Genomic DNA, 16581 nt, shown 5'->3' with positions numbered 1-16581 from the left:
AGGCTTCTCTTAAATTTAAACTACTTTTACATAGAATTTTTCAAAAAAAATATGAAAAAAATATCGAAAATTATTGCTTTTTTATTGGTAAGTATTTTGTTATTAGGATGCTTTACTGTAAAAAAAGAAAGAAAATATACTATAGGCTTTTCTCAATTGACAAATAAAAATGATTGGCGAAAAGCAATGAATAGGTCAATGCAAATTGAAGCAGGATTCTACAGTGACACACAACTTATTATTAGAGATGCTAAAGCGAATGTAGATAAGCAAATTGAAGATATTGAAAAATTTATAAAAGAAAAAGTAGATGTTATTATAGTATCACCCATAGCGCCTAAGCCCTTAAAAGGAATTCTTGATAAGGCAATAAAATCTGGAATACCAGTAGTTGTTTTAGATAGAAAAATTAGCAATATAAATTATAGTTCTTTTGTAGGAACCGATAATAAAGAAGTGGGTGTAAATGCAGCTAATTTTATAGCTAATAAAAATATAAAGGCAAATATACTTGAAATAAAAGGATGGGCAGGAACTACCCCCACTTTATTAAGAAGTGAAGGTTTTGAGTTAATTGTAAACAACAACGCAAATCTAAAATTAGCAGGTTTTATTCAAGATAGGTATGATAGTCCGGGGATAAAAGAAGCTTTTGAAAAATTTATTAAATCAAACCCAGATATAAATTATGTATATGCTCATAATGATGATTTAGCGTTTCAAGCATATGAAGTAGCTAAAGAATTGCAATTAACCAAATCACTTAATTTTATAGGAATAGGCGGGGTAAATGTTGAAAAAGGCGGACTGTCATATGTAAAAAAGAATATCTTAGAAGCCTCAGTTCTATATCCTACTGGAGGTAAAGAAGCTTTTAAAGTTGCTATTGATTTGTTAAACAATAAAAAAGTAAAAAAAGATATCATTTTACCATCTGTTGTTATTAGCTCATCAAACGTAGATCTTTTACTGCGTCAAGCAGAATTAATCACTAACCAAGAAGTTGATATAGAAAAGCAACAAGCTAAAATTGATGAACAAATTAAATTATATTCTTCTCAAAAGAATTTTTTAATTGCAACTTTAATATTTCTAGCAGTCATTGCTCTTTTACTATTTTTTACATTTAAAGATAAAATTAAACTTAGTAAACAAAAAAAATTATTAGTTGAATTAATAGATCAAATAGCAAACCAAAAAAATGAAATAGAAAGAATAGCGGAGGATTTAAGAATAACTAATGAAGCTACAAACAATTTCTTTACAGGAGTTTCTCATGATTTTAAAACACCTATTTCGCTTATTTTATCATCTACAGAATCATTGCTTACCAAAGACAATGAAAAAAAGCCAATAGAATTTAGTTTAATTTATAACAACTCTAAAAGGTTGTTAAGAATGATTAATCAACTGTTAGATTTTAGAAGGGTTGGTAGTAAAAAATTCAGATTAAAAGCATCTAAAACCAATATTTTTAATTTTGTAAACTCAATTTATCAAGATTTTAAAGCAGAAGCAAATAAAAAAGAAATTGAGTTTAAATTAACAACCAATACAGAAAGTACAGAACTCTACATAGATAGAGATTTGTTTGATAATGTATTGTTTAATTTACTATCTAACGCTTTTAAATTCACTCCAACTAAAGGAGTTGTAACAGTAAATATCAAAGATCAAGAAAAAGATGTTGTAATTTCTGTCAAAGACTCAGGAATAGGAATTCTTCCATCAGAAAAAGACAAAATTTTTAATCAGTTTTTCTTAGGTTCTAATAACAAGCAAACCAGTTCAGGAATTGGATTGTATTTGACCAAAGAATATATAAAGCTTCATAGAGGTACTGTTGAAGTACATTCAAAAGAAGGAGAAGGAGCAGAATTTGTAATTACAATTCCTAAAGGACATGAACACTTTAAGGCAGATGAAATTATTGTAAGTGATGAAATAAAAGCATCTGAAAGTATTGATTTTAAAGCAATAATTTTTGATGAAACAACACCTAATACAAACACAGATGAAGAAAAAGAAAGTGTTTTAGTAATTGAAGATAATACAGATTTACGTAACTTTTTAGTAGCTAAATTATCAGAACAATACAACGTATATGAATCTGACGGAATTAATGCAATTAATAAAGCTTTAGAAGTTATTCCAGATATAATAGTAAGTGATGTTAACTTGCCAGAAAAGAATGGATTTGAAATATGTGAAGCCCTTAAAAATGATGTAAGAACGTCTCACATACCTGTTATCATTTTAACAGCTTTATCTTCTGATGAAGCACATTTACAAGGCTTAAAATCTGGTGTAGATATGTTTTTAACTAAGCCATTTAATCTCTCGGTTTTAAATCAATCGTTAAAAACACTTTTATACAACCGAAAAAAACTTCAAAGATTTTATAATGAACATCTAGCTACGGTTATTCCTACAGAAATTGTAAAGAAAAAAACAACTAAAAAAACAGAGAAAAGAAAAGATATAGAAAGAGAGTTTCTTGAAAATATAAATTCTCTAATTTTAAAAAATCTTGATGATTCCACTTTTACCGTTGAAATTCTTGCAGAAGAATTAGGTATTTCTAGAGTTCAGTTATATCGAAAAACAAAAGCAGTATTAGGATTAAGTATAAGCGATCATATGCAAGGTATTAGGTTACAAAAATCTAAAGAAATGTTACTAGATGATTCATTAAGCATTGCAGATGTAGCATATTCGGTTGGTTTTTCATCTCCTAATTATTTTTCAACAGCATTCAAGAATAAATACAACAAATCTCCAAACCAATTCAAAAAAGATAAACAATAAAAATTTTGGTAACAAAATTAAATAATGATTAGTAATTTTTTGATTTACAAGGTTTTTTTATTTCAAAAAAATGTAACATTATTGAAATAATAATTTATTCAAAGCAATTATTTTTGACAAATATCTTTCTATTACAAAGTAGTAAATCATAGGGGATTTAAAACTTTTAAAAAAGCTTAGAAAAAAGTTTGTAGGGGATTTTTAGTATAAGCTTTATCTGTAAAGAAAGACATGTAAATATGAGCGTAGTGTTTAACTACGCTTTTTTTATTGTATAAATTTTTATAAAAAATACGATGTTACATATTTAAAATTTAAAAGAAAACATGAATCATAATATATTGATAATGAATTATTTAATTTTTTTTAGTATTATTGTAACAATATTAAAATTGCATTGTGTTTACTCAATGTATATTTGTAGAGTAATTATGAAGCGTTGAAATTTTTGGGGGATTATTTCTATACGTTCATATTTACAAGGAAGTAAATAAAAAAGCAACTCAATTGAGTTGCTTTTTTATTTTTTGGGTGTCCCGTCCTGAAATAAGTCTTTTTTATGTCAACCTATTTCAGGACGAATTAGGATAATTTTATATTATCTAAACGACCAGTTTTTATAATTGCTAGAAGCCTCTAGTTTAGTTTCTATGTTATCAGGTAATTCAGGAAAGAAGTCAATATTGGTTTTTTCTTCCAATTCATCAATAGATACTACAAACTCATATAAAGGTCGGTTACTCTCTTTATGAGGCAATAAAAAAGCAATCGCTTTAATTTCAGGCTCTGTGTAATCCAATAAAATTTTATAAAAAGTATTAGGCACAGAAACTTTTTCTTTGCCAATTTTTTTTAAGGATTTTTCTGTTAAAATTCCACCCGTAACTACATATAAATGCTTGTATTTTTTTGCCCAATAGCGAGTTTTTTGTTCTAATAAATTCCAAATACCCGAATTAAAATCATGGTTTTGAGGAGAAACATTTGAAGTGTAAAAAGTTTCATCATATAATTTTTTAGTAGCTCTTCTATCTCCAGCAGGACATAAATGACCTTTGTCATAACCCGATTTTTTGTAATTTCTCCAATCTGCCGATTTACTTCTCACTTTAGGGTCTTCAATAAAAAAAGGACGTTTTCTATTCGTATAAGAAATATCATTTATACTTAAAGAATAAGCCACCCATTCAGCTTGTTCATGTTCTTCATTATAAGATAAACTATATCCGTTATGATGAATAATTTGTCCGGTAGTGGAAGTAGGGTAAAAGTTAAAATCAGAAACAGATACTATATCACCTGAAGAAACAAAAACACTAGATGCTTTGTTTTCTCGTTGATTGATAAAATAAGCAACAATTACAATTAAAAGACTTATTATAGATAGTAACTTCCTTTTATTTATCACTTCTTAAAATAATTTCTTCGAAATTTTCTGTTTTATCTGCGCTATCAAAAATATGCTGAAACTTTGCAGGTGGCACAGTTAATTTACGCTTTATCAAATCTAACCAAGCTCCGTATACCGTAATAATTGCTGATAATTTTCCTTGTCCGTTAAAAACTTCATGTTGAATTTTCCAACGTTCCCCTTGGCTAGATAATCCTATAATTTTCAAGTTAACACTAATGTCTTCACCCATGTGAATTTCTTTTAAAAAGCGAGTGTTTTCTTCAAATAAAATTGGCCCTACTTTTTCCTTGGTAAAATCATGAATCGTAATTCCAAACTCATTAAAAAAACGCAAACGTGCCTCAGCACAGTAATCGTTATATGCTGTATGACGCATATGAATGTTGGCATCAAAATCTGCCCATCGTGTAGTAAAATTTACAATAAAACTCATTAAAAATATTTTTAAGAAGAAGCGAAGTTACAAATTTCTTTTGGGCGTTCCCACCTTGTGGTCGCGCTTTTCACTATATCTTTTACAAAAGTTTAGTTTAAACTTTTGTAAAAGGATGTCGTTGCAATCGCTAACGCATTAGCTTTTTACATCCAACGCATCTCTTAACGTGTTTCCTAAGAGCATAAACGACATTACCAAACTCATAATAGCAATACCGGGAATCAAAGCTAAAAAAGGCTTTCCTAAAATAATGTAGTTGTAATGATTTTTAATCATCGCTCCCCAAGACGGAGTAGGAGGTTGCGCGCCAATACCCAAAAAACTGAGTCCACTTTCAATTAAGATAGCTGCGGCAAAATTAGCAGCCGAAATCACAATGATCGGAGCAAGAATATTAGGCAAAATATGCTTAAAAATAATTCGTATGTCCGAAAAACCTAAGGCTTTGGCAGCTTCAACGTATTGTTGTTGCTTGGTGGAAATTACCTGACCACGAACCACACGTGCCACTTCAACCCACATAGTTAATCCCACCGCTATAAAAACTTGCCAAAATCCTTTTCCTAATGTAAGGGTAATGGCAATTACCAATAATAAGGTTGGAATGGACCATGTAATATTAATGATCCACATAATAAAAGTATCTATTTTTCCTCCAAAATAACCGGCAATTGCACCAATAGGAATGCCAATTAGTAAAGAAATAAACACAGCAATAAACCCGATAAAAAATGAAATGCGTGCGCCAATTAACAGTCTGCTTAGTAAATCACGACCATATTTATCGGTTCCAAAATAAAAGGTTTTGTGTTGAATGAACTTTTCTGGATTATTATTGAATTGTTGCAAATCAAATTCTTTAGGCAATCCATCAGCATATTTTATAACTTCTAACTTGTTATTTTCTATAGAATATGATTTTATAGGAAGTTCACTATCTGTGGTTTGTTTACCGTGTAAAAAAACCGAAAACCACGATTGTTTGGTTTTGTCTAAATTCGGAATTTGTAACATCTGAATTGAAAAACCAGGTGGTTTTGAATGAATTTCTAAATGCATTTGATTAGCTGAATTACTATTATCAGGAGCTAAAACATAACAAAATACAGCAATCAATCCGCAAAAAACAATAAACCAAAAACTAAACATTCCTGTTTTACTTTTTTTGAATTTTATAAAAGCAAGCTTCCATAAAGATGTAGATTGATTATTTTTCAACAGTATTTTGATTTTTTAAATTTATGATATCTACACTTGAAGGATTTTGAAAAACCTCTAAGTCAAAATATTTTACTGAGGCTAAAATATGATCAAAAATATTGGCCATAACACGTTCATAATCTTGCCATACTTTTTCCCTGCTAAACGCATATATTTCTAAAGGAATTCCATCTGGAGTAGGCTCTAACTGACGAGACATTAATAACATATCTTGATTTATCTGCGGATGGTTTTCAATATACTTATCTAAATACACTCTGAATGTTCCAAAATTGGTAAGATTCCTACCATTTAGTTGTATAGATTTATCAATATTGTGTTTTTCATTATACTTCTTAACATCGGTGCTGCTTTTTTCAATGTAGTCAGAAATCAAATGAATTTTTTTATAGTACTCAATATCTTCTTCAGTTAAAAAACGGATACTATTTATTTTGATTAAAATAGCTCTTTTAATTCTTCTTCCACCAGAGCTGTTCATAGTTCTCCAGTTTTTAAAAGAATCTGAAGTTAAATAGTATGTTGGAATACTTGAAATGGTATTGTCAAAATTTTGAATAATTACCGATGTTAAATTGATTTCCACTACATCACCATCAGCACCATATTTTTCCATTGTAATCCAATCTCCAATTCTTACAGTATCATTTATAGAAACCTGAATACTTGCTACAAAACCCAAAATAGTGTCTTTAAAAATCAATAAAAGAACTGCAGAAAAGGCACCAAGAGCAGTTAAAAATTTAATAAGAGGTTTGCCGGTAAGTATAGAAATTGAAGAGATAACAGCAATTAACCAAATAACCACCATAAATATTTGTACATAACTCTCTAAAGGTTTGTCCTTAAACGTGTTTATGGTTCTTAAAAAGTCTTTGGTAGTCATCAAAATACTTTTAATAAACCAAATAGTAGAAAAAATTATGGCAATTGTTATAATTCGCTCAGCATAGTTGAGTAGATCTGGAAAATCAATAAGAATACCTTTTAAAGAATTGTAAATAATAATAAAGATTACAATTCTTGATAAGCTTAAAAAAACGCGATTCTTGATAAGGAGGTCATCAAAACGAGTTGAGGTTTTTGATGCCATTTTATTTACTATTTTTCTACCAAAAAAACGAAATACTTTAAATAATATATAGCCTAGAACAACAAATACAACAAGGTTAAAAATAAGATTCAGGTAAATAGAATTTGTTTCAGAAAAGGATAATTGATTTTTAAAAAAACGATAAAAAAACTTGTTTAGCATAGGTTGTTATTTCTTATAAAAGTTTTATTTCTTCTCCTATTTTTAGATTGAATTTTCTTCTAAAAATATATACCAGTCCGTATAAAATAGGTGTATCTAAAGCGGCAATAATTATTTTAAATAAAAATCCGCTTGCCAATAAACTCAAAAATAAATTCCAAGGAATTATTTTAAAAGAACACAATAAAAATAAAACTGTAAATGTGTCAATAAATTGAGAGGTAAAAGTAGAGAAATTATTACGCAACCATAAGTGTTTACCTTTAGTTAGATCTTTCCAAAAATGAAATATTTTTATGTCAACAAACTGAGCGAACAAATACGCTAGCATAGATGCTAAAACCGCTAAAGGAGATAGTCCGAAAACTTTTGAAAAAGTTTGATTATTTACAGGAGAATTATCAATAGCAGGAACAAAATCAGCCACAAGAATTATTAACATTGAAAAAAAGGATGCAAAAATACCAGCTATTACTACCTGATTTGCTTTCTTTTTACCGTAAATTTCTGAAAGAACATCTGTAATTAAAAAGGTAATCGGATAAGGTAAAATTCCGACTGAAATTTCAAATCGAAACAAACCAAACGGATTCCAATAAAAAAACTTCTGAAATATTAAATTAGAAGCTACAAGTGATGCAATAAATAAAGCAGCCAATATCAAATAGACATTTAACGCCAGTAGTTTGTTTTTCTCGGTCATGAAAACGAAAATAACAAAATTAAAATTGATTATGTTTGCAAAATAAAACAAACAGCAAATTATTTTTTTAGATGAAAGCATATATTTTTCCGGGTCAAGGAGCGCAGTTTACAGGAATGGGATTAGACTTATATGAAAAATCACCATTAGCACAAGAATTATTTGAAAAAGCCAATGATATTTTAGGGTTTAGCATTACAGATGTAATGTTTGAAGGAACGGATGAAGAATTAAAACAAACTAAGGTTACACAACCGGCAATTTTTTTACATTCTGTAATTTTAGCAAAAGTTTTAGGGGATGATTTTAAGCCAGAAATGGTAGCGGGACACTCTCTTGGAGAACTATCTGCATTAGTAGCTAACGGAGTTTTATCTTTTGAAGACGGTTTACAATTAGTTTCAAAACGTGCTTTAGCAATGCAAAAAGCTTGTGAAATGCAAGAATCAACCATGGCTGCGGTTTTAGGTTTGGAAGATCAAGTAGTAGAAGATGTTTGTAATGAAATCGATGGAGTAGTAGTGGCAGCAAATTATAATTGTCCTGGTCAGTTAGTAATTTCAGGTGAAATTGAAGCTATTAACAAAGCTTGTGAAGTTTTAAAAGAAAAAGGAGCTAAAAGAGCATTAGTTTTACCGGTAGGAGGGGCTTTCCATTCACCATTAATGGAGCCTGCAAGAGAAGAGCTAGCTGCAGCTATTGAAGCAACAACTTTTAACGAGCCTACATGTCCGGTATATCAAAATGTAACTGCCAGTGCAGTAACTAGTCCGGAGGAAATTAAAAAGAATTTAATGGCGCAATTAACAGCTCCGGTACGTTGGACACAATCTATTCAGCAAATGATTGCTGATGGAGGAACAGAATTCGTTGAAGTAGGTCCAGGTAAAGTATTACAAGGATTAATGCGTAAAATAGATAGAAATGTAACTGCAAGCGGAGCTAGTTTTGAAGAGTAAAACTTAGAGGATTGATACATAATAAAAAGAGCGACTCAACGGAGTCGCTCTCTTTATTTGTTAAAGTGTTTTCGGTAGTAAATTTTTTGCAATTGCCTTTCAATTATTAGTTCAGCAAGTATAATTCCAGCAGACCTATTTTCAGGATTAGTAGCTAAGGCTTTACTTATTTTATGTTCGTCAACATCAATTCTATATAAAATATTCAAAACTTTATTAAAGTCTGATTGAATGAGCTCATTTAGTTCTTCTGAAAGAATTTTTACCAGCTGTTCATAAGTAATATTTGCATCTTCAGGTTTTTGAAGATGCAAAGAATCAAAAGCCAATAAAGCAGCTTCTTTTTTCATTTTTATTGATTTTTCTGCCATTCCCAAGCTGACTTTAGTGCTTCTTCTAAAGTTTTTTCAGCTTTCCATTTCAATTCTTCATTTGCAAAAGTTGTATCGGCATAAATTGCTGCAATATCGCCTGGTCTTCTATCAACGATCTTATAATTCAGTTTTTGGTTAGTGGCTTTTTCAAAAGTTTTTACAATTTCTAAAACCGAGCTTCCTTTTCCTGTTCCGATGTTAAACAATTCAAAGTTCTGCTTATTTTGTTTGTTTAGTAATCGTTGTAAAGCAATTATATGTGCTTTGGCTAGGTCTACTACATGAATGTAATCTCTAATAGCGGTGCCATCTTCTGTTGGGTAATCATTACCAAAAACAGATAGTTGTTCTCTAATTCCTGCTGCTGTTTGCGTAACAAAAGGAACTAAATTTTGTGGTACTCCGTTAGGTAATTCTCCAATTTTTGCACTTTTATGAGCACCAATAGGATTAAAATAACGTAAGGTAATAGCATGCAAGTCATACGCATCACAACTTTCTTGTATAATTTCTTCTCCTATTTGCTTGGTGTTAGCATACGTTGATGCTGCTTTGTTAGAGGGTGTTTGTTCTGTTATAGGTAACTTTTCCGGAGTTCCATAAGCCATACAAGATGAACTAAAAATAAAATTATCAATATTTTTATGTTGCATTTCTTGTAAAAGATATACCAAACTTCCAATATTATTTTCATAATAGTCTAATGGCTTTTTAACACTTTCACCCACAGCTTTAAAAGCGGCAAAATGGATAATACCGTCTATTTTATTCGTGTTAAAAAAATGAGTTATATCTTGTTTGTTGCGTAGATCAATTTGGTAAAAATCAGGTTTTATTCCTGTTAAGGAAGTAATATTGTCCAAGACTTTTATAGACGAATTTGATAAATTGTCGATAATAACCACATCAAACCCAGAATTTTGTAATTCAACAACGGTATGCGAGCCTATAAAACCTAAACCTCCTGTAACTAATATTCTTTTCATATTGCTAAAATAGAAAAGCTCAGTAAAAACTGAGCTTTATGTTATTTTACAAAATCGTTAACTGTTTTAGTGATGAATTCTAATTGCTCATCATCTAATTCTGTATGCATTGGTAATGAAATAACAGTGTTTACTAATTGGTTGGTCACTTTAAAGTCATCTTCATTATAGCGCTCATCAGTATACGCTTTTTGTTTGTGTAACGGTACTGGATAATAAATAGCATTTGGAATGCCGTTATCTAATAAATGTTGATGTAAAGCATCGCGTTTTTCATTGGTAATTTGTAAGGTGTATTGATGAAAAACATGTGTAGTAAAATCACTAATTTTTGGAGTGATAATATGCTTGTTGTTTGCAAAAGCATCTGAATAATAGGCAGCCGCCTTTCTTCTTGCGTCACAATATTCGTCTAACAAAGGAAGTTTAGCTTTTAAAACTGCTGCTTGAATACTGTCTAGTCTTGAGTTTACACCAACTACATCATGGTAATAGCGTTTATACATTCCGTGGTTTACCATTCCACGAAGCGTATGTGCTAATTCATCATCATTGGTAAAAATAGCACCACCATCACCATAACAACCTAAGTTTTTAGATGGGAAGAAAGAAGTGGTACCTACATTACCCATGGTTCCTGCTTTCTTTTTTGTTCCGTTACTAAATGTGTAATCAGCACCAATAGCTTGTGCATTATCTTCAATAACATATAAATCATGTTCTTTTGCTATTTCTAAAATAGCTTCCATATTAGCACATTGACCAAATAAATGAACAGGAACAATCGCCTTAGTTTTTGGAGTAATGGCTTTTTTTAAAGCTTTAATATCTATATTAAACGTATCTGGTTCAACATCTACTAAAACCGGAGTTAACTTTAATAAACCAATTACTTCAACTGTAGCGGCAAAGGTAAAATCGGCAGTAATTACTTCATCACCTTGCTCTAAACCAAGTCCCATCATTGCAATTTGCAATGCATCGGTACCGTTGGCACATGGTATTACATGTTTTACACCTAAATATTTTTCTAAATCTGCTTGAAATTCATGAACATAAGGACCGTTTATGTATGCAGATGAGTTTAAAACTTCTTGAATTGAAGTGTCAACCACTTCTTTTATTTTTTGATATTGACCCTGTAAGTCAACCATTTGAATTTTCTTCATGAAAATAAAATTTAGTGGTTCAAAAATACGAACAATCTTTCATTGTATAGGTATAGCTTCTGTAATAAATATGATTTAATAAGCACTTTTACAATCGAAGTTAATATCTTTATATTTGAACAAATCTCTAATCTAATGAAACTACTTAAAAAACTTTTCAAATATCTTTTTTTGCTTGTTGTTCTTTTACTAATTGTAGCTTGGTTTGTGGCTCAAAGCATGAAACCAAAATACGATGGTGAGCTGGAATTAAAAAATCTATCAGAAAAAGTAACTGTTTTTTATGATGAAAACGGAGTTCCTCATATTTATGCTAACAATCAAAAAGATGCATATACAGCGTTTGGTTATGTACATGCTCAAGATAGATTATGGCAAATGGAATTGGTTAGAAGAATTGCTGCCGGAAGATTAAGTGAAGTTTTTGGAAAAGATCTGGTTAGAGTTGATAAGTTCATGTCAGGTTTAGGAATTGAAGAAGCTGCCTATAAAACCATTGCCGATTTAGATAAAAATGAACCTTCGTATCAATATGCAATGGCGTATTTAGATGGAATCAATCAGTTTATTGAAGAAGGAGCAACTCCGTTGGAATTTAGATTGGTGGGATTAAAAAAAGAAAAATATACTATTAATGATATTTATAACGTATTTGGGTATATGGCTTTTAGTTTTGCTGCGGCTCATAAAACCGATCCGTTGCTGAATGAAATTAAAGAGAAATACGGAGTAGAATATGTGGAAGAATTAGGTGTGCCGATGGAACATTCTACTTTAATGAAAAACACAAAAAGACCTGAAATTACAGCAGAATTTACAGCGGCTATTAATGAAGTTATGGACAAACTTCCTGTGCCAAGTTTTATAGGAAGTAACTCTTGGGTGTTAGGTCCTGATAAAACCAAAAACGGAAAAGTAATTTTTGCGAATGACCCGCATATCAACTATTCTCAACCTTCGGTTTGGTATCAAAACCATATTAAAACACCCGATTATGAAATGTACGGATTCAACTTGGCGTTAACTCCGTTCCCGTTGTTGGGTCACAACAAACATCATGCATATGGATTAACCATGTTAGAAAATGATGATATTGATTTTTATGTAGAAGAAAATAATCCGCAGAATGATTTAGAATATAAAACGCCAGAAGGCTATACGCGTTACAAAACGTTTGATAAGCATATTAAGATAAAGAATGGTAACGATACTGTTTATCAAATAAAAGAGAGTAAACACGGACCGGTAATGAACGGTTTAATTGACTTTTTACAAGATGAAAGACCTATAGCAATGCAATGGATTTATACGCAGCTTCCTAATCAGTTATTAAAGGTGGGGTATGAAATGTCTCACGCTACTAATATTACTGAATTTAAGAACGGAGCTGCTAAAATTCATGCACCAGGTTTAAATGTTATGTATGGAGATGCTAACAATAATGTTGCATGGTTTGGATCTGCAAAATTGTATAAATACAGAGATAGTTTAAGTACCAAAACGTATTTAAACGGAGCATCTGGCGAAGATGAAATTGTTAGGTATTTAGATTTTGAAGAAAATCCGCAGGCCATTAATCCGCGATGGGGCTATGTATATTCAGCAAATAACCAACCCGATTCTACTGCAAATATGTTATATCCTGGTTATTATTTACCGGAAGATAGAGCTAAGAGAATTGTAGATTTGGTAGAGCCGAAATTCGATTTTACCAAAGATGATGTAGCAAAAATGATTTATGATGTAAAATCTCCTGTGGTTAATCAAGTTATAGCAAATACTGTTGAGGTTATCAACACTAATGATTTGTCTATTTCAGAACAAAAAGCTTTAGAAATATTGAAAAAATGGCATGGAAACTATTTTAAAACAGAAGTAGCGCCAACCATATACAACCGATTTATCTATGAATTTTTTGTCAATACATTTAAAGATGAAATGGGTAAAGGATTTACGCAGTTTATGAGTGGAGCACCACTACATAAAAAAATGATTGCTGTACAAATGAGTAAGTTGCAATCGGTATGGTGGGATGATGTTACTACAGAGAATATTGTGGAAGATAAGAAAGCTATTGTAAACAAATCATTTAAGAATGCGGTGACTTTTTTGACTAACCAACTAGGTGAAAATGTAGAAGGATGGACATGGAATCGTGTGCTTTCTGTAGAACATGAACACGCTATAGGAAAAGCAGGAGGAATTTTACGTACCATTTTTAACGTTGGGCCTTTTGAAACCAGAGGAGGTAATGAGGTGTTAAACAATCATATTTTTGATTTAGATAGCACGGGTTATTACAAGGTAAAAGGAGGTCCATCTACTCGTAGAGTAATTGATTTTTCTGATATTGAAAATAGTATTGCTATTTTACCAACTGGACAAAGTGGTAACCGATTTAGCGAGTTTTACAAAAATCAAGCAGATAAATACGTAAATGGTGAGTTTGTAAAAATGAAACTCAACAAAACAGAAATTCAACAATCAGAAAATAGGTTGGTGTTTTTGCCGAAGGAGTGAATGAGTTTGGAAAAATTTTAAAAAGGAATGAAAACCATCTTGTATATATTAGTCTTCATAATTTTTTTTCAATTTACATCTTGTGTCAAAAAAGTGAACATTCAGGTTATAAAAGATTTATCATTTGAAAGAAAATTAGAAAAATATATTAATGAATTTCCTATTACTTCAGATATGATAAATTTACCTCATGGTAAGATTGCCTACCCCTCTTATCATGCTTTTTTTAATATATTAGATAGAGATACGATCATTACTTTTAAACTTTTGCCACATTTAACATCTTTTAATATCTTGGAGATTTCAGACTCAACACATAGTGATGATTTTATTCATAAAGAAAATGCTGATATTAAATTTTTCTTATTCAAAAAGCATCCTGTAATTATAATTGACCCTAATAAACTTAGTAAGAATATTATAGATGTGAAAAAGTTAATAAAAGAAATACCTGATAGTTTAAAATATGATTTAGATAAAATATCAAGCCATATTAAAAGTAAAATAGTTAGTTATAAGTTTAATAAAGGTGAATATAAACTATATGTCCAAAGTCATCATGATACAAATCTTTAGATAAACTTATTAAAGAATTAGGTATTAGGAACTTAAACCTCCTTATACACCTCTTCAAAAGGAATTCTAAAACGTTCGCCATATACACCTTCGGGTTTTCTAATTCCGCAAGAAATAATCATATTTATTTCAGCAGAAAAAGGTAAGCCTAAAATGTTTTTAACTCTGCACGTGTCAGAACCTTCCATTGGGCAAGTGTCGTAGCCCATAGCGGCCATACTTACCATAAAATTTTCAGCAGCTAAAGCAGCACTTTTATGAGCTACAATTCTCATATCGCTATTACGCACTTGTCGATAAATAGGCCTGAAAATTCCAGTAATACTCACCATTAATAGTTTTAACCAACCAAAAATTCCTAAAAAATCAGCATAGGTAAACGGAATGAGTTTTCCGTAGTAATTACGCACCATTTTTTCTCTACCACTTTGTTCAGATTTTGGATTGTTTTTACCGTACAAATCATCAACAAAGTCCAAGTTTGCTTTAGCTCGTTTGCTCCATAAATCTTTTCTAACCACTACAACTACCAACTGTTGTGCAGTTTTAGCAGCATTTTGGTTAAAACACAACGGAGCAATTTTTTTAAGAATATCTTTAGAAGTAATATGATAAAACTCCCATAATTGCATGTTACTACTATTGGGTGCTAATACAGCTTGTTCTATACATTTTTTAACAACTGAGTTGTCAATAGGTTGCTCAGGATCGTACACACGTACCGATCTGCGATAATGAATTGCTTCTGAAACAGTTTTTTCTTGCATGTTTAGGGGAAAAATAAGGTTATCCAAACTTTAGCAATGTACGTAACATTTTTAACTTTCCTTTATAAGGAGCATAACGAGTGGTAATATCTAACCAATTATAGCGTTTTACCACACCTTTACTGTGTGAAAAAGTATCAAAAGTTTGCTTACCGTGGTAACCACCAATGCCGCTTTCACCCACACCACCAAAGGGTAGTCTATCATTAGCAAAATGTACGGTGGTGTCGTTAATGGTTCCGCCACCAAAAGAGTATTTTTTAATGATTTTTTTAGCAAAATCATTCTTTGTAGTAAACACGTATAAAGCTAATGGTTTTTCATAGTTGCTGATGATTGCATCAATTTCTGCTTCTGTTTCATAAGATATAACAGGTGATATAGGTCCAAAAATCTCTCCTTTCATTACTTCACTATCTAAACTTGGTTCATCAATTAGCGTAGGAGCAATATAACATTCTTCACGGTCGGTTTCACCGCCTAATAGTATTTGCTCATTTTCTAACATTTTAGCAAGTCTATCAAAATTTTTGGTGTTCACAATCCTTGGAAAATCTGGTGAGTTTTTAGGAATATCACCATATGCTTTTTGTAACTCGATTTTAAAAGTATCTACTAGTTTTTGTTTTACAGATGAATGAACAAGCCAATAATCAGGAGCAATACAGGTTTGACCTGCATTAATACATTTACCCCAAACCAACCTTTTAGCAGCTAATTGTATGTTGGCAGTTTCATCAATAATACATGGGTTTTTTCCTCCTAATTCCAGTGTTACCGGAGTTAAGTATTGAGCTGCTGCTTTGGCCACAATTTTACCTACGGTTACACTTCCGGTAAAGAAGATATAATCCCAACGTTGTGCTAATAGTTCTTGAGAGGCTTCAACTCCACCTTCAACCACAGTAACGTGATTTTTATCAAATACAGCTTCAATAATCTCTTTACTGATTTTACTCGTATTTGGAGTTAATTCAGATGGTTTTAAAACCACTGTATTTCCAGCAGCTACAGCACCAATCAAAGGTGAAAAACCTAATTGATACGGGTAATTCCATGGCGCAATAATCAATGTAGTTCCAAAGGGTTCTTTATAAATTTTTGCAGAAGAAGGAAAATTCAATAATGATGGAAAAACATACTGAGGTTTTGCCCACGAATTAATGTTTTTAATCGCTTTTTTTAACTCGGAAATTACAATTCCGGTTTCAGTCATTACACCTTCATATTCAGATTTTTTAAAATCAGCATATAAAGCTTTTAAAATATCCTCTTCTCTCTTTATTACTTCTTTTAATAGTTTTTGTAAACTATTTTTTCTGTAGTTGATATCTTTGGTTTGTTGTGTTGCAAAAAAATCTTTTTGCGATTGCACAAGTTGTGAAATGTTCAT

At 30.9% G+C, this 16581-nt stretch carries 14 protein-coding genes; 4 read left to right on the top strand and 10 right to left on the bottom strand.

Annotation, left to right across the window (positions count from 1 at the left end; genetic code table 11):
- The first annotated feature begins 51 nt into the window (after positions 1 to 51).
- Entirely contained in the window at positions 52 to 2808 is a 2757-nt protein-coding gene (locus SLH33_RS08085) for a substrate-binding domain-containing protein (protein WP_320418579.1), read from the top strand.
- A gap of 598 nt (positions 2809 to 3406) precedes the next feature.
- On the opposite strand, the gene SLH33_RS08080 is transcribed toward SLH33_RS08085, so the two are convergent.
- The 5 genes from SLH33_RS08080 to SLH33_RS08060 all read right to left on the bottom strand — a co-directional run bounded on the left by SLH33_RS08080 (position 3407) and on the right by SLH33_RS08060 (position 7837).
- Positions 3407 to 4216 carry a DNA/RNA non-specific endonuclease gene (locus SLH33_RS08080; RefSeq protein WP_413818259.1) on the bottom strand — a complete coding sequence of 270 codons (810 nt, stop codon included), beginning with the start codon at positions 4214 to 4216 and terminating at the stop codon, positions 3407 to 3409.
- Positions 4206 to 4655, bottom strand: coding sequence for an acyl-CoA thioesterase (locus SLH33_RS08075; RefSeq protein WP_320418578.1), 450 nt, complete (start codon positions 4653 to 4655; stop codon positions 4206 to 4208). Before SLH33_RS08075 ends, SLH33_RS08080 begins: the two co-directional genes overlap by 11 nt.
- Before the next feature lie 138 nt (positions 4656 to 4793).
- Positions 4794 to 5876 carry an ABC transporter permease gene (locus SLH33_RS08070; protein ID WP_320418577.1) on the bottom strand — a complete coding sequence of 361 codons (1083 nt, stop codon included), beginning with the start codon at positions 5874 to 5876 and terminating at the stop codon, positions 4794 to 4796.
- Positions 5866 to 6972 carry a mechanosensitive ion channel family protein gene (locus SLH33_RS08065; protein WP_320418576.1) on the bottom strand — a complete coding sequence of 369 codons (1107 nt, stop codon included), beginning with the start codon at positions 6970 to 6972 and terminating at the stop codon, positions 5866 to 5868. The genes SLH33_RS08070 and SLH33_RS08065 overlap by 11 nt, the downstream gene beginning before the upstream one ends.
- 175 nt (positions 6973 to 7147) lie before the next feature.
- Positions 7148 to 7837, bottom strand: coding sequence for a queuosine precursor transporter (locus SLH33_RS08060; protein WP_320418575.1), 690 nt, complete (start codon positions 7835 to 7837; stop codon positions 7148 to 7150).
- A 71-nt stretch (positions 7838 to 7908) separates the two neighbouring features.
- Here SLH33_RS08060 and fabD point away from each other — a divergent pair, with 71 nt between their 5' ends.
- Positions 7909 to 8796 (top strand): ACP S-malonyltransferase, encoded by an 888-nt coding sequence (gene fabD / locus SLH33_RS08055; protein WP_320418574.1) that lies wholly within the window; start codon positions 7909 to 7911, stop codon positions 8794 to 8796.
- A 53-nt stretch (positions 8797 to 8849) separates the two neighbouring features.
- On the opposite strand, the gene SLH33_RS08050 is transcribed toward fabD, so the two are convergent.
- From SLH33_RS08050 to SLH33_RS08040, 3 genes are read right to left on the bottom strand one after another with little or no spacing between them, the layout of a single operon-like run.
- The gene (locus SLH33_RS08050) at positions 8850 to 9146 is read right to left on the bottom strand and encodes a hypothetical protein (RefSeq protein WP_320418573.1); all 297 of its coding nucleotides are present in this window, start codon (positions 9144 to 9146) and stop codon (positions 8850 to 8852) included.
- 2 nt (positions 9147 to 9148) lie between these two features.
- Positions 9149 to 10156 carry a UDP-glucose 4-epimerase GalE gene (gene galE, locus SLH33_RS08045; protein ID WP_320418572.1) on the bottom strand — a complete coding sequence of 336 codons (1008 nt, stop codon included), beginning with the start codon at positions 10154 to 10156 and terminating at the stop codon, positions 9149 to 9151.
- A 41-nt stretch (positions 10157 to 10197) separates the two neighbouring features.
- Complete coding sequence (locus SLH33_RS08040; RefSeq protein WP_320418571.1) at positions 10198 to 11325, bottom strand: DegT/DnrJ/EryC1/StrS family aminotransferase; 1128 nt, start codon at positions 11323 to 11325, stop codon at positions 10198 to 10200.
- Positions 11326 to 11544: 219 nt separating this feature from the next.
- On the opposite strand from SLH33_RS08040, the gene SLH33_RS08035 reads away from it, so the two are divergent.
- Positions 11545 to 13845, top strand: a complete 2301-nt coding sequence (locus SLH33_RS08035) for a penicillin acylase family protein (protein ID WP_320418570.1) — start codon at positions 11545 to 11547, stop codon at positions 13843 to 13845.
- 27 nt (positions 13846 to 13872) lie between these two features.
- Positions 13873 to 14421 (top strand): hypothetical protein, encoded by a 549-nt coding sequence (locus SLH33_RS08030; RefSeq protein ID WP_320418569.1) that lies wholly within the window; start codon positions 13873 to 13875, stop codon positions 14419 to 14421.
- Between the two features lie 32 nt (positions 14422 to 14453).
- On the opposite strand, the gene SLH33_RS08025 is transcribed toward SLH33_RS08030, so the two are convergent.
- Both SLH33_RS08025 and SLH33_RS08020 read right to left on the bottom strand, forming a co-directional pair.
- Positions 14454 to 15188 carry a nitroreductase family protein gene (locus SLH33_RS08025; RefSeq protein WP_320418568.1) on the bottom strand — a complete coding sequence of 245 codons (735 nt, stop codon included), beginning with the start codon at positions 15186 to 15188 and terminating at the stop codon, positions 14454 to 14456.
- Between the two features lie 19 nt (positions 15189 to 15207).
- Entirely contained in the window at positions 15208 to 16581 is a 1374-nt protein-coding gene (locus tag SLH33_RS08020) for an aldehyde dehydrogenase (protein ID WP_320418567.1), read from the bottom strand.

The organism is Tenacibaculum sp. IB213877 (assembly GCF_034043975.1).
In the GTDB taxonomy this organism is placed as follows: Bacteria; Bacteroidota; Bacteroidia; order Flavobacteriales; family Flavobacteriaceae; genus Polaribacter.
Note: the sequence above shows the minus strand (reverse complement) of the source record. Positions and strands in the feature narration are given on the sequence as shown.